The organism is Agromyces cerinus (assembly GCF_016907835.1).
GTDB lineage: Bacteria > Actinomycetota > Actinomycetes > Actinomycetales > Microbacteriaceae > Agromyces > Agromyces nitratus.
In genome coordinates this window covers 1,071,102-1,094,064 of record NZ_JAFBCT010000001.1, presented here as the reverse complement: position 1 = coordinate 1,094,064, position 22,963 = coordinate 1,071,102, and the positions used below count along the sequence as shown (strand labels likewise).

Genomic DNA, 22,963 nt, shown 5'->3' with positions numbered 1-22,963 from the left:
CGGCGCGGACGCGCTACGGTCGAACCGTGACGACCGCCTCCGTGCTCGCCGGCCGGATCCCAGTGACCCGGCTGACCCCCGCTGTGCCCGATGCGCGCTGGCGCCCCAAGGCGTTCGAGGGCGAGGTGGTGCCGTTCCGCGCGACCGTGTTCCGCGAGGGGCACGACCAGGTCGGCGCGATGCTCGTCATCACGAGCCCGTCGGGCGAGGTGCACCGAGAGCGGATGTCTCCGCTGGCGGCCGGCACCGACCGCTGGGAGGCCGAGGTGCTGCTCGACGAGATCGGCGAGTGGCACTGGCACGTCACGGGGTTCGACGACGAGGTCGCCACGTGGCGGCACGACGCCGCACTCAAGGTCGACGCCGGCGTCGACGCCGAGCTGATGTTCGAGCTCGGCGCGCGTCTGCTCGACCGGGCCGTCGCCGAGAAGTCCCGGCCACTCGCCGCACGAAAGCGTCTCGCGAGCGTCGCGGCGGGGTTGCGCGGTGAGCACGCTTCGACAAGCTCAGCGAGCAGAGCCGCCGCCGATCGGCGCCCGCTCATCGACGACCCGGCCCTCGCCGAGTTCGACGCCCGACCGCTCGCGCGGCTCTCGACGGACTCCCCCGAGCACACGATCCTCGTCGAGCGCCGCCACGCGGGCGTCGGCGCCTGGTACGAGTTCTTCCCGCGCTCCGAGGGCGCGAAGCAGCTGAAGGACGGCTCGTGGAAGTCGGGCACCTTCCGCAGCGCGGCCAAGCGTCTCGACGGGGTCGCCGCGATGGGCTTCGACGTCGTCTACCTGCCGCCGATCCACCCGATCGGGGTCACCAACCGCAAGGGGCGCAACAACACGCTCGACCCGGGCCCGCACGACCCCGGCTCCCCCTGGGCGATCGGCGGGCCCCTCGCCGACGGCTCCCCCGGCGGCCACGACGCCGTGCACCCCGACCTCGGCACGCTCGCCGACTTCCGCGCGTTCGTGCGCCGGGCCGCCGCGCTCGGTATCGAGGTCGCCCTCGACCTCGCGCTGCAGGCCGCACCCGACCACCCGTGGGTGACGGAGCATCCCGACTGGTTCACGCAGCTGCCCGACGGCACGATCCGCTACGCCGAGAACCCGCCGAAGAAGTACCAGGACATCTACCCGGTGAACTTCGACGACGACCCCGAAGGCATCTTCACCGAGGTGCTCCGGGTCGTGCGGCACTGGATGAAGCAGGGCGTGCGCATCTTCCGCGTCGACAACCCGCACACGAAGCCGCTCGCGTTCTGGGAGCGGCTGATCGCGGCGGTGAACACGGATGACCCGGGCGTCGTGTTCCTCGCCGAGGCCTTCACCCGGCCGGCGATGATGCAGGCGCTCGCGATGGTCGGCTTCCAGCAGTCGTACTCGTACTTCACGTGGCGGAACACGAAGGCCGAGCTCGAGGAGTTCCTGACCAGCGTCTCGCAGGAGACCGCCGACTTCATGCGGCCGAACCTCTTCGTCAACACCCCCGACATCCTCACCGAGTACCTGCAGTTCGGCGGTCCGGCCGCGTTCACCGTGCGGGCGACCGTCGCCGCGACGGCGGCGCCGCTCTGGGGCGTGTACTCGGGGTTCGAGCACTTCGAATCGGTCGCCCGCCCCGGCGCCGAAGAGGCGATCGACAACGAGAAGTACGAGTACAAGCCGCGCGACTTCGCGGCCGCCGAGCGCGAGGGGCGTTCGCTCGCGCTCTACCTCGGCATCCTCAACCGCATCCGCGCCGAGCACCCGGCGCTCGGCCAGCTCCGCAACATCCGCTTCCACGCGAGCGACGACGACTCGGTGCTCGTCTACTCCAAGCACCTCGACGGCCGCTTCACCGGCACGGGCGCCGACGACACGATCATCGTCGTGGCCAACGTCGATCCGCACTCCGTGCGGGAGACGACGGTGCACCTCGACCTCGAGGCGATCGGCCTCGAGCCCGGCACCCGCTTCGAGGTCGACGAGCTCGTCACCGGCGAACGCTGGGAGTGGGGCGCCGCCAACTACGTGCGACTCGACGCGTTCACGCGGCCCGCGCACATCCTGCACGTGAGAAGGGCCACGGATGCCTGAACCGCTCGCCGCACCAGCCATCGCCGACGACGTGCTCGCCGCCGTCGCCGAGGGGCGCCACCACGACCCGCACTCGGTGCTCGGCCAGCACGGGTTCGAGGAGCCGCAGCTCGCCGGTCCGCTCACCGCGATCCGCACCCGACGGCCGCTCGCGGAATCGGTCCAGGCGGTCCTCCCCGGCGGCGGCGTGCTCCCGCTCGAACACGTCGGTCATGGCATCTGGGCCGGCGCCGGCGCCTTCGGCCCCACCGACTACCGGGTGCGCGCCCGCTATGCCGACGGTTCGGACTGGACGAGCGACGACCCCTACCGCTTCGCGCCGACCATCGGCGAACTCGACCTGCACCTCATCGGCGAGGGCCGGCACGAAGAGCTCTGGCGAGTGCTCGGTGCCCACCACCGCGAGCACTGGGGCGTCGGCGGCAGCGTCGGCGGCACCGCGTTCACCGTGTGGGCGCCGCGCGCGGTGGCGGTGCGCGTGACCGGTGCGTTCAACCGCTGGGACGGCACCGGGCACGCGATGCGCAGCATGGGTCCGACCGGCATCTGGGAGCTCTTCATCCCCGACGTCGAGCCCGGCGCGGTCTACAAGTTCGAGCTGCTCACCGCCGCCGGCGACTGGATCATGAAGGCCGACCCGATGGCTCGCCAGGCCGAGGTCTCCCCCGCCACGGGTTCCGTCGTGTCGCGCAGCACCCACGAGTGGGCCGACGGCGAATGGATGTCGCGCCGCGCCGCCGCGGACCTGCACGCGCTGCCCATGAGCATCTACGAGCTGCACCTCGGCTCGTGGCGCCCCGGCAAGGGCTACCGCGACGTCGCCGACGAGCTCATCGAGTACCTCGAGTGGCTGGGCTACACGCACGTCGAGTTCATGCCGCTCGCGGAGCATCCGTTCGGCGGCTCATGGGGCTATCAGGTGACCGGCTACTACGCAGCGACCTCGCGGTTCGGCTCCCCCGACGACCTGAAGTACCTCATCGACCGGCTGCACGGCGCGGGCATCGGCGTGATCATGGACTGGGTGCCCGGGCACTTCCCGAAAGACGAGTGGGCGCTCGCGCGCTTCGACGGCCAGCCGCTCTACGAGCACGCCGACCCGCGACGCGGCGAGCAGCTCGACTGGGGCACCTACGTCTTCGACTACGGCAACCCGCGCGTGCGCAACTTCCTCGTGGCGAACGCCCTCTTCTGGTTCGAGGAGATGCACGTCGACGGGCTGCGGGTCGACGCCGTCGCCTCGATGCTCTACCTCGACTACTCACGGGCCGAGGGCGAGTGGCTGCCGAACATCCACGGCGGGCGCGAGCACCTCGAAGCGATCGGCTTCCTGCAGGAGGCCACCGCGACGGCGTACAAGCGCAACCCGGGCATCGTCATGATCGCCGAGGAGTCGACGAGCTGGCCGGGCGTCACCGCCCCCACCGAGAGCGGCGGCCTCGGCTTCGGCTACAAGTGGAACATGGGCTGGATGCACGATTCGCTGCAGTACATCCAGAACGACCCGATGTACCGCTCGCACCACCATCACGACCTCACGTTCTCGTTCCTCTACGCGTTCAGCGAGCACTTCGTGCTGCCGATCAGCCACGACGAGGTCGTGCACGGCAAGGGCTCGCTCGTGCGCAAGATGCCCGGCGACCACTGGCAGCAACTGGCGAACGTGCGCGCCTACCTCGCCTTCATGTGGGCGCACCCCGGCAAGCAGCTGCTCTTCATGGGGCAGGAGTTCGGCCAGCTCTCCGAATGGAGCGAGGAGCGCGGCCTCGACTGGTGGATCCTCGACCAGCCGAGCCACCGGCAGCTCGCCGAGTTCGTCGGCGCGCTGAACCGCGGCTACCGCGCAACGCCCGCGCTCTGGCAGCTCGACGACGACGCGGCCGGCTTCGAGTGGGTCGAGGGCGGTGCGACCGCCGAGAACGTCATCGCGTTCCTCCGGTACGACCGAGAGCGGCGACCGCTCCTCTGTGTCGTCAACTTCGCGGGGGTGCCGCACGAGGGGTTCCGCCTCGGGCTGCCGAGCGCCGGGCGCTGGCGCGAGGTCATGAACTCGGATGCCGCGGAGTTCGGCGGCTCGGGCGTCGGCAACCTCGGTGTGGTCGACGCGGTCGCGGAGCCTTGGGCCGGTCGCCCGGCCTCGGCGTCGTTCACCCTGCCGCCGCTCGGTGCGGTGTGGTTCGCGCTCGACACCCTGCCGGTCGAGTAGGCGCGCTCGCGCCGTATCGAGACCCGTCGGCGCGGCGTCAGTAGAGCAGCGTCGTCAGACGACGGCGTGCCACGGCGACTCGCGGGTCGTCGGTGCCGACCACCTCGAAGAGTTCGACGAGCCGCTCGCGCACGAGCTTCTTGCCGTCGGCGTCGAGGTTCGGGAACAGCGTCAGCAGTCGATCGAAGGCATCGTCGACGTGACCGCCGGAGAGGTCGAGGTCGGCGACGTCGAGCTGCGCGCCCAGGTCTTCGGGAGCGGCTGCCGCGGCGTTGCGAATCGAGTCGAGCGTCTTGCCCTGCAGCCGGCCCAGCAGATTCGCCTGCGCGAGCCCCGCGACCGCGAGGGTGTCTCGTGGGTCCTGGGCCATCGCGGTGCGATACGCGGCCGACGCGGCGGCGAAGTCGCCTCGCTCGATCGCGTCGTACGCCTCCTGGTGCAGCGGCGGGAGCGGCGCTTCGACGGTCTCGGCGGGAGCGGCTGCCGCGTCGGCCCCGTTCTCGCCGGGCTCGATGCTGCCGGTCACGCCATGCTGGCCGGCGAGCTCGAGCAGTTGGTCGAAGACCTGGTCGATGACCTCGTCGGGCTGCTCGCCCGCGAACAACGGCACCGGCTGGCCGGCGACCACGGCGACGATCGTGGGGATCGCCTGCGCCTGGAAGGCCTGCACGAGCTGCGGGCTGCGGTCGGCGTCGGCGGCCGCCAGCACGAGCCGGCCCGCACGAGCGCGGACCAGTCGTTCGAGCGTCGCGAGGAGGGCCTTGGACGGCTCGCTCCACGTGGCCCAGAGCGCCACGATGACCGGCACGGTGCGTGAGAGTTCGAGCGTGGAGCCGAAGGCTGCGTCATCCGTCTCGAAGACGATCTGGTCGCTCGGCCCGGATGCCGCGTGCGCACCCTGCTGACCCGCCGAGCCCTGCGCCTGACGCTGCACGAGCGAAGAGAGGTCGACCGCGCCGCGAAGCGCGGCGCCGGAAGGGGGAATCGGGTTGGTCACGGTACCTCCGAAGCTCCGATGAGACTCTCCGACCAGCCGAGCAGACGGATCTGGTCTTCAGACTCGTTGCCGACGCCGGGAACGTAGAACAGCAGTTGGATGCCGATGACGCGTTGCACACCCTTCGCGCTCTTGCCGGTGAAGCCGGAGAGCGAAGCGCCGGCACCGGGCTTGAACCCGATCGTACCGCCGTCGTTGGGGATGACGTTCTCGGTCTGCTCGATCGAGACGCTCACGAGCGCGCCGGCGTCGTTCGTCGCCAGTGCGACCGTGGGGCTGTCGCCCACCTTGTTGGAATAGGTCGCATCGACCGTCTTCTCCAGGCCGTCGTTGATGGCCTTCTGACCGGCCGGGCCGAGCTGCTGCATGAGCGTGTCGCCCTCGGGGTCGAACATCGGGTAGAACTCCGAGGCCTCGCCCTTCAGGAGCACATCGGCGTACGCCGCCCCGACCTGACCGGTCGGCATCACGAGGCCCTTGAACTCCGGCGAGATCGGCGGTGCGCCGATCGAGGCGGGTGCGACCTCGGGAACGTCTGCATCGGGCGCGAGCGAGATCGAGTACATGATCTTGTAGTTGTCGCGCGGCGTCTCTTGCACGAGCACGAGCGCGCTCGGTGCGATCGTCGGGTCATCCGAGTTCTTCGCGATCGTGAGCACCGTGCGCGGCCAGCCAGTGACCTGCTGCGGAAGCGTCAGCGTCAGCGGGGAGGCCGGAATCGGCGTCGGAAGCGGGTGATCGGCGAGCTTGCCCCGGATCGCGTAGTTGGCGGCCCTCGCCTCGAGCGCAGGGCCCGTGAACCGCTCAGCGGCCGCCTTGGTGCCGCGTGATGCATCGATGTCCTTGGCGAACACCGCGATGCGACGCATGATGCGCTCCATCTGCGGCACGGTCACCGCCGGCTGGGCCTTCTGGGTGTCGTCGACGGGTTCGTCGGTCGGCCCGGGCGTCGCGAGCGGCGTCGCCGGGGCAGTGGTCTCAGGTGCCGCCTGCTGGTCGAAACTCGGCCAGTAGTCGGCCGAACACGCGGAGAGCGCGAGGGCCGGAACGACGAGGAAGGGGACGATGGCGATGCGCTTGGCACGACCGATGGCGCGCCGGCCGCCGCCCACCTGGGTGCGCCCCGGCTTGGGAGCGCTCGGCAGCTTGCCACGAGTGCCGCCCGGCAGGTTTCGACGAGGGCCCCGCATGCGTCGGTGGTTCATGAAGCCGGCGATCACGAGCGCGATGCCGAGCAGGAAGACGAGCGCGCCGCCGACGATCAGCGGCCCTGCCCACGGCGTCGCATTGTCGAGCGGCCAGTCGATCTTCACGCGGGAGGGCAGTTCCTCGCCGCCGTTCGCGCTGACGAGGACGGAGATGTCCTCGGGGACGTCGATCGTGGTCGTGAGCACGAGGTCGTCGGTGAACTCGTCGAGCCAGAGATCGGAGCCGTCGGGCGTCGGGGCCGCCGCAGGTTCGGCCTCGCCCTCGGTCGGCGCCTGAGTGGTGGGAACCGTCGGGTTGGAATCCGCGACGGGCTTCGTCACGACGATCTCGTTCGTCATCTCATCGGCCTCGGCGTCGTAGCCGACCGAGACGTACGGCGTGTCACCGAGCCAGGCCTCGACATCGGAGCTGCGCCCGTAGGAGAGGAACGCCTTCGGGGATCCGGACACGGTGATGGTCTGCTTTCCCGGGTGCGCGGCGAGCGCCTCGGGTTCGATCACGATGAAGTCGGCTTCACCGCCCGCCAGCTCGGCGGACATCGAGACACGGTCGGGTTCCAGGAAGACCGTGCGCTGGGCGATGCCGAGCCCGATCATCACGGCCGCGGCGATGAATGCCACGATTGCGAAGACGAAGCGCACGAACAGAACCTCCATTGCCGCCAACGGCGGCCTCTGACACAGACATTCCAGACTACCGACGATATCTGGGAGATCCCTAACCGTCGGCTGGAAGTCCGGTGTCTCCGCCCACCTCGCGCGACCCGTACAATCGGACACACCATCCCGCATGCGCCCCCACGAACGCGGGACAGAGCCCGGAGGAAGAATGGCCGTCGAAGAGACCGAGTTCACGCAGGTGTTCCGCGGATATGACAAAGACGAGGTCGACAAGGCGATCAATGGTCTGCGCCGCGACATCATCGCCGCGAACAACCAGAGCACCGACAGCGTCAAGGAGAACAAGCGTCTCCTCGCTCGCATCGAGGAGTTGACGGCAGAGCTCGAAGAGGTCGGCAGCCCCACCTTCTCCGGTCTCGGCACGAAGCTCGAGAACACCCTGCGCGTCGCAGAGGAGCAGTCGACGCGCCTCATCGCGCAGGCGGACATCGACGCCGAGAAGCTCCGTCGCTCCGCCGAAGACGAGGCGCACCTCATGCGCTCCGACGCGCACGAGCTCGCCGAGCGCACCCTCACCGAGGCACGCGCCCAGGCCAACCGCATCCTCGAGAACGCTCGCGCAGAGGCCGACGACATGGTCTCGCGCTCGCACGAGGCGAGCGAGCAGCTTCGTCAGGACGCCGCACGCGACGCCTCGGCGATCCGCGGCGCCGTCGCCACGGAGACCGCCGAGATCCGCACGAGCGCGAAGCGCGAATCCGCGGCGATGATCGCCGCGGCCGAGCGCAAGTCCGCCGAGCTCCAGCTCGCGGCCAATGCGGAGGCCACCGAGGCGCGCGCCACTGCTGCAGGGCTCACGAAGGAGACCGAGCAGACCCGCGCCGAGGTCGCCATCGAGCTCGACCGCGCCCGTGCCGAGCTCGCCCGCGAGAGCGAGCAGGCCCGCATCGACCTCGCGGCGGAGACCGAGCAGTCCCGCCTCGACCTCGAGCGCGAGTCCGCCGAGGCGCGTGCCGCAATCGACGCCGAGATCGCCGAGCGCCGCGCGGCCCTCGTGCACGAACTCGACCAGGCGCGCAGCGACCTCGACCGTGAGCTCGAAGGCAGCCGGGTCGAACTGGTGCAGCAGCGCGAGCAGGCGAAGGTCGACCTCGAGCGCGAAGCCGAGGCCGCACGCCTGAAGCTCCAGCACGAGCTCGAGCGCATCCGCGCCAAGCACGCCGCCGACCTCGAGCAGATGCGCGCCGATCTCGCCCTCGAGCAGGAGCAGGCACGCGCCGACTTCGACGCGGAGTCCGAGCAGGGCCGAATCGACCTCGACAACCAGCTCACCGCGATGCGCAAGAAGACGACCCACGAGGTCAACCGCATGCGCCGCGAGATCGAGAAGGCGCACCTCGACCTCGAATCCGAGCTGTCGACGAAGCGCGACGAGGCCGAGCAGGAACTGCTCGCCGCCCACCAGGAGGCGGTCGCGCAGACGCAGAAGTTCCTCGAGGACGCCAACGCCGAGCTCGCCGAGGCGGTCGCCCGCACCGCCGAGAGCCGCGCAGAGGCGGACCGCCTCGAGACCGAGGTCCGGTCCGACATCGCGGTCGTCCGCGACAAGGCCGACGACGAGGCACGCGACCGCATCGCTGCCGCGCACGAGCAGGCGCGCAAGCTCATCGCCGACGCCGAGGAGCGCACTCGTGCGCTCGTCGCCGACGCCGAGGATCGCCTCTCGCAGATCAAGATCGAGCGCGACGCCGTCGCCGGCTACTTCGAGAGTCTCCGCGGCGTGTTGACGCAGGCGGAGCAGATCGCGGCGAAGACCAAGTAGTCGGTCCAAGAGAGGAGTGCGGGCCGTTCCATGAAGATCCAGAACGCGTTCCGCATCGGGCTGGTCGGCACCCTCGGCGTGGGTGTCGGCCTCCTCATCCTCAGTTCCATCGCAACGCTGTCGACGATCATCGCGTACGTCGGCGTCGCGTTGTTCCTGGCCCTCGGCCTCGATCCGGCAACCAGCTGGCTCGAACGCCGGGGGCTTCCGCGTTGGGCGTCGATCCTCATCGTCATGAGCGGGGTCGGCCTGCTCGTCGCCGGGCTCGTGATCGCCGTGGTGCCGATCATCGTCGAGCAGGTGAGCGAGCTCGTCGAAGTGACCCCGCGCATCATCGACCAGATGAGCTCGCAGGACTGGATCGAGTTCCTGAAGGACCAGTTCCCGCAGGTTCCGGTCGACGAGATCAGCGATCAGGTCACGAACGGCCTCACCGACTTCTTCACGAATCCCGACAAGCTCAGCGAACTCGCCGGCGGTGTGCTGCAGGTCGCCGTCGCGATCGGCGCGGGCGTGTTCGGCGTCGTCATCGTCTTCATCCTGACGCTCTATTTCGTGTCGTCGTTGAACACGATGAAGCGCGCCACCTACCAGCTGGTGCCCGCGTCGAAGCGCGACCGCTTCGCCGACCTCACCGAGCAGATCACCCAGTCGGTCGGTCGCTACGTGCTCGGCCAGGTCTCGCTCGCCGCCGTCAACGGCGTGGCGAGCTTCATCTTCCTGTCGATCATCCAGGCCCCGTTCCCCGCGGTGCTCGCCTTCCTCGCCTTCCTGTTCTCACTGGTGCCGCTCGTCGGCACGCTGAGCGGCTCGGTGCTGATCGTGCTCGTCTGCCTCATCCCGGGCCTCGGCTCGCCGTTGACCGCCCTCGTGGCGGCGATCTACTACATCATCTACATGCAGGTCGAGGCATACGTGCTGAGCCCGCGCATCATGAACCGCGCCGTGAAGGTGCCCGGCGCGCTCGTGGTCATCGCAGCGCTCGCCGGCGGCTCGCTCGGCGGTGTGCTCGGCGCCCTCGTGGCGATCCCGGTGGCCGCGGCCATCCTGCTCATCATCAAGCAGGTCGTCGTGCCGCACCAGAACGAGCGCTGAGCTAACGACACCTCCGCCGGCACCGGGAGTGCGCTCAGATCGTGAGTTCGCTCACGATGCGCGTGCGCTCAGGTCGCGTCTGCCGGCCACACAGTCGGCAGCGGCAGTGCAGCGGGATTGACGACGCCGACGATCTCGTCGAGCACGCGCCGGGTCTGCGTCTCCCCCACCCACAGGTGTCTGCCGCCCGTCACGTCGATGCGGGTGATCTTCGGCACGCTCGAGAACCGCTTGGCCGCCTCGGCCGGACGCAGGTAGTCGTCGAACTCCGGAATCAGCGCCACGAGTTCTGGTGCTGCGTGCTGCCAGCGCGCGAGTTCGGCGTCGCTCGTGCGGTGCAGCGGCGGCGAGAGCAGGATCGCCCCGTCGATGCCGTGGTCGAGTCCGTACTTCAGTGCGAGTTCCGTGCCGAACGACCAGCCGACGAGCCAGGGGTGCGGCAGGGCGCGCTCCGTCACGAACGACATGGCCGCCGCGACATCCGCTCGCTCGGCGACGCCCTCGCCGAAGGAGCCCTCGCTCGTGCCGCGCGGCGAGACCGTGCCCCGGGTGTTGAATCGCAGCACGGCGAGGTCGGCGAGCGCCGGCAGGCGGGCGGCCGCCTTCCTGATGATGTGCGAGTCCATGAAGCCGCCGGCGGTCGGCAGCGGATGCAGCGTGACGAGGGTTGCCACGGGCGGCCGCTCGAGGGGCGTGGCGAGCTCGCCGACGAGGGTCAGGCCGTCGGCCGTGTGCAGCTCGATCTCCTCGCGACGAGCCGGCAGCTCGACGCTCGCGCGGATCTCGATGGACGTGTCGCTCATACCGCGCCGATCCTCCAGCAGTGAATGTGCCAATGACGACGAGAGGCCAGGTCGGCCGCGTCGCCGAGCACGCCGTCGGCGCGCCACGCGACCAGGTGGGCGATGCCAGGCACGACGTCCTGGCCGCATCCGGGGCAGACGTACGCCTTCACGGCCTGCGCCTCGGAGACGGGCTGCACGTTCCATTCGCGACCGCCACGCACCTCGGTACGTCGCCATCCCGAGGTCAGGCGATCGACGTCGAGTTCGGGGTGCTCCTCGCGGGCGCGGGCCGCCCGACTCCGGGATCGGTTCGAACGCGCCATGGAATCCAGTCTAGGCGGGCGTGGGCATGCAGTGCTCCGCGCCGTGTCGCCGTGGGCTCAGTACCAGCCGACGTCTTCGGAGTGCGCCCACGCGCCGCAGGGCGTGCCGTAGCGGCCGGAGACGTAGCCGAGGCCCCATTCGATCTGGGTGGCCGCGTTGGTCTCCCAGTCAGCGCCCGCGGTCGCCATCTTCGATCCGGGCAGCGCCTGCGGGATGCCGTACGCCCCGCTCCCGGCGTTGTAGGCGTTCACCCGCCAGCCGGACTCCTTGTTCCAGAGCGCGACGAGGCAGTCGAACTCGCTCGACGGCCAGCCGCGGGCGGCGACGGCCGTGGCGGCGTATGCCTGGGCCGACCCCGGGTCGGGCGTCACTGCAGGAGGAGCCCATCCGCTGCCCTCGCTCGTCGAAGCGGGGGCGAGTTGCACCTCGGGCTTCTTCTCGACGTCGTAGCTCTCTTGGCCGACGTCGATCGAGTAGTCGCCGGCGACGTCGATCGCCTGCACGCTCTGACCGCCGAACCGGTCGGCCTCGCTCGCGAACTCCGATGACGCGATCGCGCCCGAGAACGGGTCGACGAGGTTCACGAGGAGGAAGCTCACGGATGCCGCGAAGGCGAACACGACCGTGACGGCCTGCTTCACCCGACCGACGCGAGGCGGCCGTGCAGGCGACTGCCGGGGTGCGGGCGACGGTTCGAGTGGTGATGCGGCTGCCGTCGTCTGAGGACGCGGCTCATCGGCCTCGTCACTTCCCGCATGTCTACCCACGATTCGACGAGTGTATCGAAAGACCGGCGCGGGATTCCAACTCGACGCGCACGTCAGCGAACCGCGAGCATGACGTCGACCACGGCGTCGAGGAGGAGGTCGACCTGCGCCTCGCGATAGCCGCCCCGCTGCGTCTTGAAGACGACGCCGCGCACGTCGTCGATCGCGATCGGCCACCCGTCGCTGAAGTACCTCGTGAGCTTGTCCGCGAAGCGGTCGACGTCGCGAATGCTGTACCCGCGCACGAGTGCGCCGACCCGGTCGAAGCGATGCCCCTCAGGGCGAGCCAGGCGGTTGGAGACCACCTGCGCGGTCGCACGCGCCTCGCTGAGCCAGGCTTCGCCGCCGTGCAGTCGGGCGGCGACCTGGCGCTCCTGGGCGGCGAAGGCGTCTTCCAGCCGCTCGAGCGCCTGGTCGACGTGCGTCGTGGAGTAGCCGCCCTTCTGCATCGCGAAGGCGGTCAGCCGGATGCGATCCGAGGTCAGCGGCGCGTCGTCGGGCTGGGAGGTGCCATCGTAGGCGCGGCGCGCCACCTGCAGGAACGACTCGACCTGAGCCGTGTTGTAGCCGAGCTTGGGCTTGCGAGCGCGAGGGAAGGTGGAGTCCACCGCTCCATTATTGCGGAGCGACCGTGCGGAAACGCCCACTCCGGTGCGGATTCGCTCAGCCGAAGATCCGGAATGCCACGAAGGCGACGGCGGCTGACGGCAGGATCGAGTCGAGCCGGTCGAGGAACCCACCGTGACCCGGAAGCCACGAACTCATGTCCTTGATGCCGATGTCGCGCTTGATGAGCGACTCGACGAGGTCGCCGAGGGTCGCAGTCAGGAAGATCGACGCACCGAAGATGAGGCCGAACCACCAGGTGTTGCCGAGCATCAGCGTCGAGAGCAGCACACCGGCGACGAGGCTGACCCCCGCTCCGCCGGCGAAGCCCTCCCAGGTCTTCTTCGGGCTGATGACCGGTGCCATCTTGTGCTTGCCGAGCATGAGGCCGAACGCGTAGGCGCCGGTGTCGGCTGCGACCGCCACTGCGATGAATGCGAGCGTCCAGAGTTCACCGCCCTCCGCTGCGGTGAGCACGACCGCGAACGTCGCGAGGAACGTCACGTAGCCCTGCACGAAGGCACCGGCGGCGACGTCGCGACCGAGGTCGCGGCCTGAGCGCCGCATCGCCGGCACGGCCTGTTCGCCGAGGCGCCAGAGCGTGACGATGAGGATGCCGCCGAGCACCGCGATCAGCTGACCGCCGGCGCCCCCGTAGTAGGCGAGCGGCACGGCGGCGACCGCGACGACGACCGTCGGGATGCGCGGCACGTGGTAGCCGCCCTTGCGCAGCGCCTGGGCGAGTTCGTAGCTCGCGAACGCGGCGATGACCACGGCGAAGAGCATGAAGAGCTCTTTGATCACGAGGAGGCTGAGCAGGAGCACCGCCCCGAACCCGAGCCCGATGAGGGTCGCGAGGATCAGGTTGCGCCCGGTACGGGCCTTGATCTTCTCCTGCGCCTGATCGAACTGGGCCTTCCCGACCTCGAACTGCCGCTCCAGGTCGGCCTTTCGGGCATGCACCTGCGCACGGAACTCCTCGCGCGAGGTTCGTTCAGCTCCCCCGGCGTCCGACTCATCCTCTTCTGGGACGCCTGACATCGTCTGCCTCAGACCTCGAGGAGTTCGGCTTCCTTGCGCTTCAGGGCGTCGTCGATCGCGTCCACATTGGACTTCGTGATCTGCTCGAGTTCCTTCTCTGCGCGCGAAACCTCGTCATCGCCGACGTCGCCCTTGAGGGCGTCGAGGTCGTCCTTCGCCTTGCGGCGGATGTTGCGCACCGAGACGCGTGCGTCTTCGGCCTTGCCGCGCACGATCTTGACGAACTCGCGGCGACGCTCTTCCGTCAGCTCGGGCAGCGTCACGCGAATGATGTTGCCGTCGTTCGAGGGGTTCGCCCCGAGGTTCGGGGTGTCGCGGATGGCCTGCTCGATGTCCTTCAGCGCGCCCTTGTCGTAGGGCGTCACCACGAGGGTGCGTGCTTCGGGGTTCGCGAGCGAGGCGAGCTGCGCGAGCGGCGTCGGCGTGCCGTAGTAGCTCACCATGATCTTCTGGAAGAGCTGGGGGTTCGCCCGGCCGGTGCGAACGCTCGAGAAGTCGTCTTTGGCGACCTCCACGGCCTTCTGCATGCGAGTGGTGGCATCGGAAAGTACGTCCGCGATCACGGGGGCTCCTTCTGGTTCGCTACTCGGGACAGTCTATCGACTGGAGGCGGGCTCGCCGTTGCTGACGATCGTGCCGAGTTCGGCGCCGAGGATCGCCTTGGTGACGTTGCCGTGCGGCGCCATGCCGAAGACCTGCATGGGCATGCCGTTGTCCATGCAGAGGCTGAACGCCGTCGAGTCGACGACCTTGAGTCCCCGCTGCAGGGCTTCCTGGTAGCTGATGCGGTCGATCTTGTGCGCGTCGGGGTTGGTGCGCGGGTCGTCGGAGTAGACGCCGTCGACGCCGTTCTTCGCGACGAGCACGACTTCGGCGTCGATCTCCAGCGCACGCTGCGCGGCGACCGTGTCGGTCGAGAAGTAGGGCAGGCCGGCGCCGGCGCCGAAGATGACGACGCGGCCCTTCTCGAGGTGCCGCTCGGCACGACGCGGAATGTACGGCTCTGCGACCTGCGTCATCGAGATGGCCGACTGCACGCGCGTCTCGGCGCCTGCCTGCTCGAGGAAGTCCTGCAGGGCGAGCGCGTTCATCACGGTGCCGAGCATGCCCATGTAGTCGGCCCGGCCGCGGTCCATGCCGCGCTGCGAGAGCTCGGCGCCGCGGAAGAAGTTGCCGCCGCCGACGACGATCGCGATCTCGACCGTGCGCGCGGCATCGGCGATCTCCCGCGCGAGCGCGCTGATCACGTCGGGATTCACCCCGAGGGCACCGGCGCCGAACGCCTCCCCCGAGAGTTTCAGCAGGACCCTGCGCTTGCGTTCCGTCATCCTGACCGATCCTTCCCCTCTGGGGTCAAAGCTACTGGTTCGCCGAGCCCGGCGCAGTGCCGGTGCTCGGGTGTTTTCGACGGGCACGACCCGCCCGGCATCCGGAATCCCTCCGGACACAGCAAAGGAGTCCGGATCGCGAACGATCCGGACTCCTTCGAGGCACTTACGCGCCGACCTTGAAGCGAGCGAAGTCGCTCACCGTGAGGCCTGCACCCTCGAGCACCTTCGCGACGGACAGCTTGTTGTCCTTCGCGTAGTCCTGCTCGAGCAGCGCGACCTGCTTGAAGTACGCACCGAGGCGGCCTTCGATGATCTTCGGGAGGGCGGCCTCGGGCTTGCCCTCCTCGCGCGAGATCTGCTCGACGATCGCGCGCTCCTTCTCGACCGACTCCGCCGGAACTTCCTCACGCGTGAGGTACTCCGGGTTCGCGAACGAGATGTGCTGCGCGACCGAACGGGCCGTCTCAGCGTCGGTGCCGGCGTAGCCGAGCACGACGCCGACCTGCGGCGGGAGGTCCTTCGACGTCTTGTGCAGGTAGATCGAGAACTGCTCGCCCTTGACGAGACGGACGCGACGGAGCTCGACCTTCTCGCCGAGGATCGCGGCCTCTTCGTCGATCACGGTCGCGACGGTCTTGCCGTCGGCCGGAGCGGCGAGTGCAGCCTCGAGGTTCTCGGCACGAGCAGCTGCGACCGCAGCGAGCACGCGGTCGGCGAGGCCGACGAACTTGTCGCCCTTGGCCACGAAGTCGGTCTCGCAGGCGAGCTCGATCATGGTCGCGGTGCCGTCGCCGTTGTCGACGGCGGCGACGAGACCCTCGGCGGTGGAGCGGTCGGCGCGCTTGGCGTTGCCCTTCGCGCCCTTCAGGCGGAGGATCTCGACCGCCTTCTCCATGTCGCCGTCGGCCTCGACGAGTGCGTTCTTCGTGTCGACCATGCCGGTGCCGAGGCGCTCGCGCAGGTTCTTGACGTCTTCGAGAGTGAAGTTAGCCATATCTCTGAAGTCTCCTGAACTCGTGGTCTTACTTGGACTCGGCGGCTTCGGCAGCCTCGGCGCCTTCGACGTCGGCAGCGGTCTCGGTCGCGGCGACCTCGGTCGCGGCCTCGTCGACGACCTCGGCAGCTTCGGCCTTGGCCTCTTCGACGGTCTCGGCGACGACCTCGGTCTCGGCCGAAGCCTGCGCCGGGGTGGTCTCGGAGCCGGCCTGGAGGAGCTCCTGCTCCCACTCGGCGAGCGGCTCGACGGCGGAGACGTTGCCCTCGGCCTCGGGCTTCTGGTGGCGCTCGATGAGGCCCTCAGCAGCAGCGTCGGCGACGATGCGGGTGAGCAGGCTCACCGAACGGATCGCGTCGTCGTTGCCCGGGATCGGGTACTGGACCTCGTCGGGGTCGCAGTTGGTGTCGAGGATGCCGATGACGGGGATGCCGAGCTTCTTGGCCTCGTCGATCGCGAGGTGCTCCTTCTTGGTGTCGACAACCCAGAGCGCCGACGGCGTCTTCGTCAGGTTGCGGATACCGCCGAGCGACTTGTGCAGCTTGTCGAGCTCGCGCTTCTTGATGAGGAGTTCCTTCTTGGTGAAGCCACTCGTGGTGCCTTCGAAGTCGAGCTCCTCGAGCTCCTTCATGCGCGCGAGGCGCTTGGAGACCGTCTGGAAGTTGGTGAGGAGGCCACCGAGCCAGCGCTGGTTCACGTAGGGCTGGCCGACGCGGGTCGCCTGCTCGGCGATCGCGTTCTGCGCCTGCTTCTTGGTGCCGACGAAGAGGATGGTGCCGCCGTGGGCGACCGTCTCGCGCACGAAGTCGTACGTCTTGTCGATGTAGGCAAGCGACTGCTGCAGGTCGATGATGTAGCTGCCCGAACGCTCCGTCAGGATGAAGCGCTTCATCTTCGGGTTCCAACGGCGGGTCTGGTGCCCGAAGTGAACGCCGCTGTCGAGCAGCTGGCGAATGGTGACGACGGCCATGAGCCGTACTCCTTTGTTCTCAGTTGTCGCTCCGGCCGGCGGCTGGAGCCCTGGCGCCCGGCACGGCTCCGCCGGTTTCTGCGATGAAGCAGAGAACTGGACTGAGTGGAGTCGTCGGCCGAAATGGCGCGCGTAGTCACCCCGGAAGACCGGGGTGCTCCCGATACTCTACCACCGGCACTCGGCCTCCCAAACCGCGGCAGACGCGTGCACTTCCACATCTCACGCCGACGGCACGAGCGGATGCCACGTGAACGCCGATCATCGGATCATGAACGCCCCGACACCGATCGGCCGGCGGCGCACTGCGCGCCAGTCCGCGTCCTTCTCCATCATCGCCGTGCTCGCAATGGTCGCGACCGGCTCAGCGGCCTCTGCAACGACGTTCGCCCCCTCACCAGGGGAAGCCGCGCAGGTCGATGCGGCCGGCGCATCCGAACGGTCCGTGCCGGAGGAGCCGTGGCGATGGCCGGTCCCGGCCCCGATTCGCGTCGTCGCCCCGTTCCGAGCGCCGCCCACGCCGTACACCGCCGGTCATCGCGGCATCGACATCGCGTCGGCGCCCGCTGCCTCCGTCGTCGCTCCAGCGCCCGGCGTGGTCAGCTTCGCGGGCATGGTCGCGGGTCGGCCGGTCATCGCGATCGACCACGGCGACGGCGTCGTGAGCGCGATCGAGCCGGTCGCCGCGCTCGTGGAGGCAGGGGCGTCTGTCACGGCAGGCGATCCGATCGGCACCGTCTCGATGGGCGGGCACTGCGCCTCCGGCTGTGTCCACTTCGGCGTCCGCGTCGACGGGGAGTACGTCTCGCCGTACCTCTTCCTCGGCGGCCTTCCGCGCGCGGTGTTGCTGCCGTCGGGGTGAGTCAGGCGCGGGGGTGCGCCGTGCGGTAGCTCTGTTTCAGCCGCTCCGACGACACGTGCGTGTAGATCTGGGTGGTGCCGAGGCTCGCGTGCCCCAGGAACTCCTGCACGGCACGCAGGTCGGCGCCGCCGTCGAGCAGGTGCGTCGCCGCAGTGTGCCGGAAGGCGTGCGGCCCGCTCGGGCCGGTGCCCGGGATCTCCGCGAGGATCGCCGCGACGAGCCGGTAGACGCTGCGCACACCCATGCGACCGCCGCGGGCGCCGAGGAACACCGCACGCGTCTCGGGCGGTGTGGCGCCCCCGCCGGCACTCAGACTCCCACTCGCAGTCGCAGTCGCAGTCGCAGTCGCAGTCGCGACGATCTCCGGCCGCGCCTCGTCGAGATAGCGGTCGATCGCCCGAGCTGCTGGGGCCCCATAGGGAACCATCCGCTCTTTCGAGCCCTTGCCGAGCACGCGCACGACGCGCCGCCGTCGATCGATGTCGTCGAGATCGAGCCCCACCAGCTCCGAGACGCGCAGCGCCGACGCGTAGAGCAATTCGATGATCGCGAGGTCGCGCACCTCGGCGGGCGCGCCACCGGCAGCCCGCGCCGACAGTGCGGCGAGCGCATCGGTGACGGCCGCTTCGGTGACGACGCGCGGCAGGGTGCGCTGCGCCCGCGGCGCCTTGAGGCGCACGCCGGGATCGGCGTCGAGCAGCCCGCGCCGGGTGAGCCAAGCGGTGAATCCCCGAGCGGATGCCGCGCGCCGGGCGATGCTCGTTCGGGCGAGCCCTCGTTCGGTGGCCGCCCAGAGCCAGTCACGCAGCAGCGGCAGGTCGATGGCGGGTGCCTCGGTACCGCCGCGCGCATCGGCGAAGGCGATGAGCTCGATGAGATCGCTGCGGTAGGCGGCGACGGTGTGCGGGGAGTATCCGCGCTCGACCGCGACGTGCGACAGGTAGTCGTCGAGCAGCTGGTCGAGGTTCACGACTCCAGCTTGCTCCCGTGCACGCCTGCGCGACGCACGGCACGCCCTGAAGCGGTGGTCGAACTCACTCCGTGCCGAGTTTGCGGGAGAACCGCTCGAGACGAGCCTCAGGCGACAGCGACTCGATCTCGTCGAGGAAGACCTCATCGAGCGTCGTGACGGGCGAGTACGGCCCCACCGGCACGACCGAGGTCACGATGCCGTCGTCGTAGAGGTGCACGAGGGAGAAGGATCGCCCGCCGTCGACGCCCACGAGATCCCGCGGCGACGCGGAGAGGTCCATCGTGTACGCGGTGGCCCCGGCGACGGAGACGGGGATGCCCGCGAAGCTCCCATTCGTCGCGTAGTGCAGGTGACCGCCGAGGATCAGCCGAACATCCCGGCCGCGGACGACCTCGGCGAGACGGTCTTGTCCGCGGAGCTCGAGCACGTCCATCAGCGCGAGCGGCGTGGCGATGGGCGCGTGATGCAGCGCGATGACGGTGCCGTGCTCGGCGGGCGTCTCGAGGGCGGCTGCGAGCCAATAGAGCGATGCATCGTCGAGCTCGCCGTGGTGGTAATCGGGGACGGTGGAGTCGAGGGCGATGATGCGGAGTCCCTCGACGTCGACGACGCGGTGCACCGGCGCATCGCTCGCGGGTTCGCCGAGCAGCTCGCTGCGGAACGCGGCGCGCTCGTCATGGTTGCCCATCACCCAGACGAGTCGAGCGCCCATGCGCTCGGCGAGGGGCTCGAGCGCGGCGCGAGCGAGGCGGTAGGCGTCGGACTCACCCAGGTCGGCGACATCGCCGGTGACGACGATCGCGTCGACACCGCCACCGAGCCGCTCGAGCTGTGCGGAGACCTGCGCCAGTGCCCGAACCGTATCGGCGACACCACCGAGCGGCTCACCGCCGCGCAGGAGGTGCGTGTCACTGATCTGGGCGATGACCTGTCGGGCAGCCGGATACCGGCCGAGTTGCGGGTGCTGCATCGAGCCCTCCTTCTGCCGTCAGCCTAGGGCGTGCCGCCGACGCGCCACCGAAGCGCGCCAACGGAGCGCGCCACCGTCATCCGCGCCTGACCCGCAACCAGCCGAGCGGATGCCGCTTGGCCTGAGCGATGGCCTCGAGCCCGCCGAGCACGCCCATCACCGACGACGGTGTCATGCCGCACCGACGTGCGACGTCGGCCAACTCGCGAGGACTGCGGGTGCTCAGCGCGTCGAGCACGCGCACCGCATCGTGAGACGTCGCCATGCCGGTGCCGCGATCGTCGGATGTCGGATCGGCCGCCCGACCCCCGGGACGTCGTGCTCCCCCGACGAGCTCGGCCATCTGCTCGGCGTCGGTGACGCAGACGGCGTCGTATTCGCGGAGCAGCCGATGGCACCCGGCTGAGGCGGGGCTCGTGACCGGGCCGGGCACCGCGCCGAGCGGCCGCCCGAGCGCGGCCGCATGCCCCGCAGTGTTCAGAGACCCTGAGCGGAACCCTGCCTCGAGCACGACCGTGCCCTCACTCGCAGCCGCAATCAATCTGTTGCGCTGGAGGAACCTCCACTTCGTAGGCGCGGCGCCGCAGGGCAGTTCGGAGACGACCGCTCCGGTCGCGACGATGCGGGCGAGCAGCGTCTCGTGCCCCATCGGGTAGAACCGGTCGACTCCGCCGGCGAGGAAGGCGACCGTGGTGCCGTCGCTTGCGAGCGCCGAACGGTGCGCCATGCCGTCGATGCCGTAGGCGCCGCCGCTGACGACGGTGAACCCGCGATCGACGAGCCCGGCGGATGCCTCCATGGTGACGTGCTCGCCGTAGCCTGTTGCGGCTCGGGCGCCGACGAGCGAGATCGATGCCGACGACCCGAGCGCGTGCTCGCGACCGCGAACCCAGAGCCCGAGCGGAGCGTGGATGCCGAGTTCGTCGACCCCGACGGGCCAGGCGGCATCGCTCGGCAGGAGCAGGTGGGCCCCGACCCGAGCAGCCTGTTCGAGCGATCGCGCGAACGCACCGTGATCGAGCCGCGGCGACCAGCGTGCGAGGCCCGTCTCAGCTTCGCGAGCGTCGATCGAGCCGCCCGCCCGCGTCAGCGCGTCGACGAGGACGGCCGGGCTCGCGGAGTCGAGGAGGACCTCTGCCGCCCCGATCGCTCCGATGGCGTCGATCGCACGGCCGAGGAGTCCGTCACCGGGTTCGGCGACCGACCCCAGCAGTGCGCGGGCGAAGATCTCGTCGAGGGTGGAGCCGTCGGCGATCGGCGTGGATCGAACCGTCGAGAGCGCGGCGCGCAGCCCGTTCGCTTCGCGATGGACGGTACTCACAGTGGGAGCCCCTTTCTGAGGAAGAGTGCACGGCCGACGTGGTCGAGGCCCGGGACATCCGCGCCGTCGAGGTCGGCGAGTGTCCACGCGACCTTGAGGATGCGGTCGTAGCCGCGCATGGTGACGCCGCCGAGTTCGAGCGCACGGTCGAGGTCGGCGGTCGCGCGACCGCCCGGGTGGAGTCCACCTGCGCCGCGCAACCAGGGTCCCGGCATCTGCGAGTTGGTGCGCCAGGGGGTGCCGCGCAATCGGCGGGCGGCGCGAGCTCGAGCCTCGACCACCCGCTGCCGTGCGACTGCCGTCGAGATGCCCGGCCGCTCGGCCGCGACGCGAAGTCCCGCTGCGGTGATGCGGGGCACCTTGAGCTGCACGTCGATGCGGTCGAGCAGCGGGCCGGAGATGCGGGCCAGGTAGCGTCTGCGTGCGTTCGGCGGGCAGGTGCACTCCGCGCCCTTCGACCCGTGATTGCCGCACGGACACGGATTGGCGGCGATCACGAGCTGGAATCGGGCCGGGAACGAGGCGACGGCGTTCGCCCGGTGGATGGCGATGGACCCCGATTCGAGCGGTTGTCGCAGCACGTCGAGCACGGCGGAGGGGAATTCGGGCGCCTCGTCGAGGAAGAGCACGCCGTGCGAGGCGCGCGCCGCCGCACCGGGTCGGATGAGTCGGCTGCCGCCGCCGACCATCGCGGCGGCCGTGGCCGTGTGGTGCGGCGCCTCGAACGGCGGGCGATGCGAGAGGCCCGCGACCGGCGGCCGACCGGAGAGCGATCGGAGCGAGGCGACCTCGAGCGCCTCGTCGGCGTCGAGATCGGGCAGGATGCCGGGAAGGCGCGACGCCAGCATCGTCTTGCCTGCACCGGGCGGGCCGAGCAGGAACACGTGGTGGCCGCCCGCCGCGGCCGCGAGCAGCGCCTCGACGGCGTCGTCGTTGCCCGAGACGTCGGCGAGGTCCCCGTGCGGCTCCTCGACCGCTCCGGAGGGATCGGCCCGGTCGGGCGCCGGCACCGCCTCGAACGCCCGGTCGTCGTAGACGCCCCCGTGATGCACCGCCGCGTCGAGCAGCGAGGCGACCCCGATCACGGCGACGCCGGGCACGAGGCCCGCCTCGTCGGCGTTGGCCGTCGGCACCATGACCGTGTCGTAGCCGGAGCGCACGGCCGCGAGCACGGCGGGGAGGATGCCGTCGATCGGCCGGAGCCGGCCATCGAGGCCGAGCTCGCCGAGGTGCACGACCCGTTCGACCGACTCGGCGGAGATCCCACCCGCCGCGGCGAGGCACGCGACGGCGATCGCGAGGTCGAACCCCGAACCGTGCTTCGGAAGGGCCGCGGGCGAGAGGTTGACGGTGAGCCGCCGCTGCGGGAGCGGGCAACCGGCGTTCACGGCCGCCGCCCGCACCCGGTCGCGCGCCTCGCCGAGGGCCGCGTCGGGCAGGCCGATGATGACGAACGCCGGAAGCTGCGAGGACAGGTCGGCCTCGACCTCGACGACCGAACCGGTCAGGCCGAGGAGGGCGACGGCACGCGTGCGCGCGACCGGCATCAGTCGAGGCCCTCGAGATGCTCGATGAGCGCAGGCGCCTCGGCCGGTGCGAGCACGGCGACCGCGTCGATGCGGATGCGCGAGACCGTGGCATCCGTCGCCTCGCACCAGGCGATCGCGAGGCGCCGCATGCGCGCGAGCTTCAGCGGGGTGATCGCCTCGAACGGATGACCGTAGTCTCCGGACGTGCGGGTCTTGACCTCGATGAACACCGTGTCACGGCCGTCGCGCGCGACGATGTCGATCTCGCCGATGCGGCACCGCCAGTTGCGCTCGAGCACTCGCATGCCGCGCGCCTCGAGATGCTCGACCGCGAGTTGTTCGCCGCGTCGGCCGAGCTCTGCATTGTGCGACATCCGCACCACCTCCGCGTCCAGCGTCGCGGGCCGGCCCGCCCCGGCCGGCCGCCTGCGGCGACACCGTGGAGAACTCGTGGCGATCGGGACTGGGGAGA

The 22,963-nt window shown here is 70.0% G+C and carries 21 protein-coding genes; 5 read left to right on the top strand and 16 right to left on the bottom strand.

The features are described 5' to 3' along the window. Positions 1-26 precede the first annotated feature (26 nt). On the top strand, positions 27-2,069 hold the full coding sequence (locus tag JOE59_RS04930) for a maltotransferase domain-containing protein (RefSeq protein ID WP_204459192.1): 2,043 nt from the start codon (positions 27-29) through the stop codon (positions 2,067-2,069). Then, complete coding sequence (gene glgB / locus JOE59_RS04925; protein WP_204459191.1) at positions 2,062-4,275, top strand: 1,4-alpha-glucan branching protein GlgB; 2,214 nt, start codon at positions 2,062-2,064, stop codon at positions 4,273-4,275. The genes JOE59_RS04930 and glgB overlap by 8 nt, the downstream gene beginning before the upstream one ends. A gap of 37 nt (positions 4,276-4,312) precedes the next feature. On the opposite strand, the gene JOE59_RS04920 is transcribed toward glgB, so the two are convergent. Continuing rightward, positions 4,313-5,272, bottom strand: a complete 960-nt coding sequence (locus JOE59_RS04920) for a tetratricopeptide repeat protein (protein ID WP_204459190.1) — start codon at positions 5,270-5,272, stop codon at positions 4,313-4,315. Further along, entirely contained in the window at positions 5,269-7,122 is a 1,854-nt protein-coding gene (locus JOE59_RS04915; RefSeq protein ID WP_204459189.1) for a DUF8094 domain-containing protein, read from the bottom strand. The genes JOE59_RS04920 and JOE59_RS04915 overlap by 4 nt, the downstream gene beginning before the upstream one ends. Positions 7,123-7,309: 187 nt before the next feature. Here JOE59_RS04915 and JOE59_RS04910 point away from each other — a divergent pair, with 187 nt between their 5' ends. Continuing rightward, positions 7,310-8,923: a DivIVA domain-containing protein gene (locus tag JOE59_RS04910; protein ID WP_204459188.1), complete on the top strand. Its 1,614-nt coding sequence runs from the start codon at positions 7,310-7,312 to the stop codon at positions 8,921-8,923. Between the two features lie 30 nt (positions 8,924-8,953). Further along, complete coding sequence (locus JOE59_RS04905; protein ID WP_204459187.1) at positions 8,954-10,018, top strand: AI-2E family transporter; 1,065 nt, start codon at positions 8,954-8,956, stop codon at positions 10,016-10,018. A gap of 68 nt (positions 10,019-10,086) precedes the next feature. Here JOE59_RS04905 and JOE59_RS04900 read toward each other — a convergent pair whose 3' ends face one another. The 9 genes from JOE59_RS04900 to rpsB all read right to left on the bottom strand — a co-directional run bounded on the left by JOE59_RS04900 (position 10,087) and on the right by rpsB (position 16,836). Next, a complete protein-coding gene (locus JOE59_RS04900) occupies positions 10,087-10,821 on the bottom strand; it encodes an alpha/beta hydrolase (protein WP_204459186.1) in 735 nt (244 codons plus the stop codon). Further along, positions 10,818-11,126, bottom strand: coding sequence for an Rv1322 family protein (locus tag JOE59_RS04895; RefSeq protein WP_204459185.1), 309 nt, complete (start codon positions 11,124-11,126; stop codon positions 10,818-10,820). Before JOE59_RS04895 ends, JOE59_RS04900 begins: the two co-directional genes overlap by 4 nt. A gap of 57 nt (positions 11,127-11,183) precedes the next feature. Next, positions 11,184-11,768, bottom strand: coding sequence for an aggregation-promoting factor C-terminal-like domain-containing protein (locus tag JOE59_RS18690; RefSeq protein WP_239560104.1), 585 nt, complete (start codon positions 11,766-11,768; stop codon positions 11,184-11,186). Between the two features lie 179 nt (positions 11,769-11,947). Next, on the bottom strand, positions 11,948-12,502 hold the full coding sequence (locus tag JOE59_RS04885; RefSeq protein ID WP_204459184.1) for a DivIVA domain-containing protein: 555 nt from the start codon (positions 12,500-12,502) through the stop codon (positions 11,948-11,950). A 55-nt stretch (positions 12,503-12,557) separates the two neighbouring features. After that, positions 12,558-13,463, bottom strand: a complete 906-nt coding sequence (locus JOE59_RS04880; protein WP_307836954.1) for a phosphatidate cytidylyltransferase — start codon at positions 13,461-13,463, stop codon at positions 12,558-12,560. A gap of 86 nt (positions 13,464-13,549) precedes the next feature. Beyond that, the gene (gene frr, locus JOE59_RS04875) at positions 13,550-14,104 is read right to left on the bottom strand and encodes a ribosome recycling factor (protein WP_179550433.1); all 555 of its coding nucleotides are present in this window, start codon (positions 14,102-14,104) and stop codon (positions 13,550-13,552) included. Positions 14,105-14,137: 33 nt separating this feature from the next. After that, positions 14,138-14,869 carry a UMP kinase gene (gene pyrH / locus JOE59_RS04870; RefSeq protein WP_204459182.1) on the bottom strand — a complete coding sequence of 244 codons (732 nt, stop codon included), beginning with the start codon at positions 14,867-14,869 and terminating at the stop codon, positions 14,138-14,140. A gap of 166 nt (positions 14,870-15,035) precedes the next feature. Beyond that, the gene (gene tsf, locus JOE59_RS04865; RefSeq protein ID WP_204459181.1) at positions 15,036-15,866 is read right to left on the bottom strand and encodes a translation elongation factor Ts; all 831 of its coding nucleotides are present in this window, start codon (positions 15,864-15,866) and stop codon (positions 15,036-15,038) included. A gap of 28 nt (positions 15,867-15,894) precedes the next feature. Then, positions 15,895-16,836 (bottom strand): 30S ribosomal protein S2, encoded by a 942-nt coding sequence (gene rpsB, locus JOE59_RS04860; protein ID WP_074258761.1) that lies wholly within the window; start codon positions 16,834-16,836, stop codon positions 15,895-15,897. A 271-nt stretch (positions 16,837-17,107) separates the two neighbouring features. Here rpsB and JOE59_RS04855 point away from each other — a divergent pair, with 271 nt between their 5' ends. Beyond that, positions 17,108-17,698 carry a M23 family metallopeptidase gene (locus tag JOE59_RS04855; RefSeq protein WP_204459180.1) on the top strand — a complete coding sequence of 197 codons (591 nt, stop codon included), beginning with the start codon at positions 17,108-17,110 and terminating at the stop codon, positions 17,696-17,698. Position 17,699: 1 nt separating this feature from the next. Here the strand turns inward: JOE59_RS04855 and JOE59_RS04850 are convergent, their stop codons facing one another. The 5 genes from JOE59_RS04850 to JOE59_RS04830 form a co-directional block, all read right to left on the bottom strand. Continuing rightward, a complete protein-coding gene (locus tag JOE59_RS04850; RefSeq protein ID WP_307836953.1) occupies positions 17,700-18,668 on the bottom strand; it encodes a tyrosine recombinase XerC in 969 nt (322 codons plus the stop codon). A gap of 64 nt (positions 18,669-18,732) precedes the next feature. Next, positions 18,733-19,641 carry a phosphodiesterase gene (locus JOE59_RS04845; RefSeq protein WP_204459178.1) on the bottom strand — a complete coding sequence of 303 codons (909 nt, stop codon included), beginning with the start codon at positions 19,639-19,641 and terminating at the stop codon, positions 18,733-18,735. 76 nt (positions 19,642-19,717) lie between these two features. After that, complete coding sequence (gene dprA / locus JOE59_RS04840; RefSeq protein ID WP_307836952.1) at positions 19,718-20,962, bottom strand: DNA-processing protein DprA; 1,245 nt, start codon at positions 20,960-20,962, stop codon at positions 19,718-19,720. After that, entirely contained in the window at positions 20,959-22,509 is a 1,551-nt protein-coding gene (locus JOE59_RS04835) for a YifB family Mg chelatase-like AAA ATPase (RefSeq protein WP_204459177.1), read from the bottom strand. The genes dprA and JOE59_RS04835 overlap by 4 nt, the downstream gene beginning before the upstream one ends. Next, positions 22,509-22,865, bottom strand: coding sequence for a YraN family protein (locus tag JOE59_RS04830; RefSeq protein WP_204459176.1), 357 nt, complete (start codon positions 22,863-22,865; stop codon positions 22,509-22,511). Before JOE59_RS04830 ends, JOE59_RS04835 begins: the two co-directional genes overlap by 1 nt. Positions 22,866-22,963: the final 98 nt, after the last annotated feature.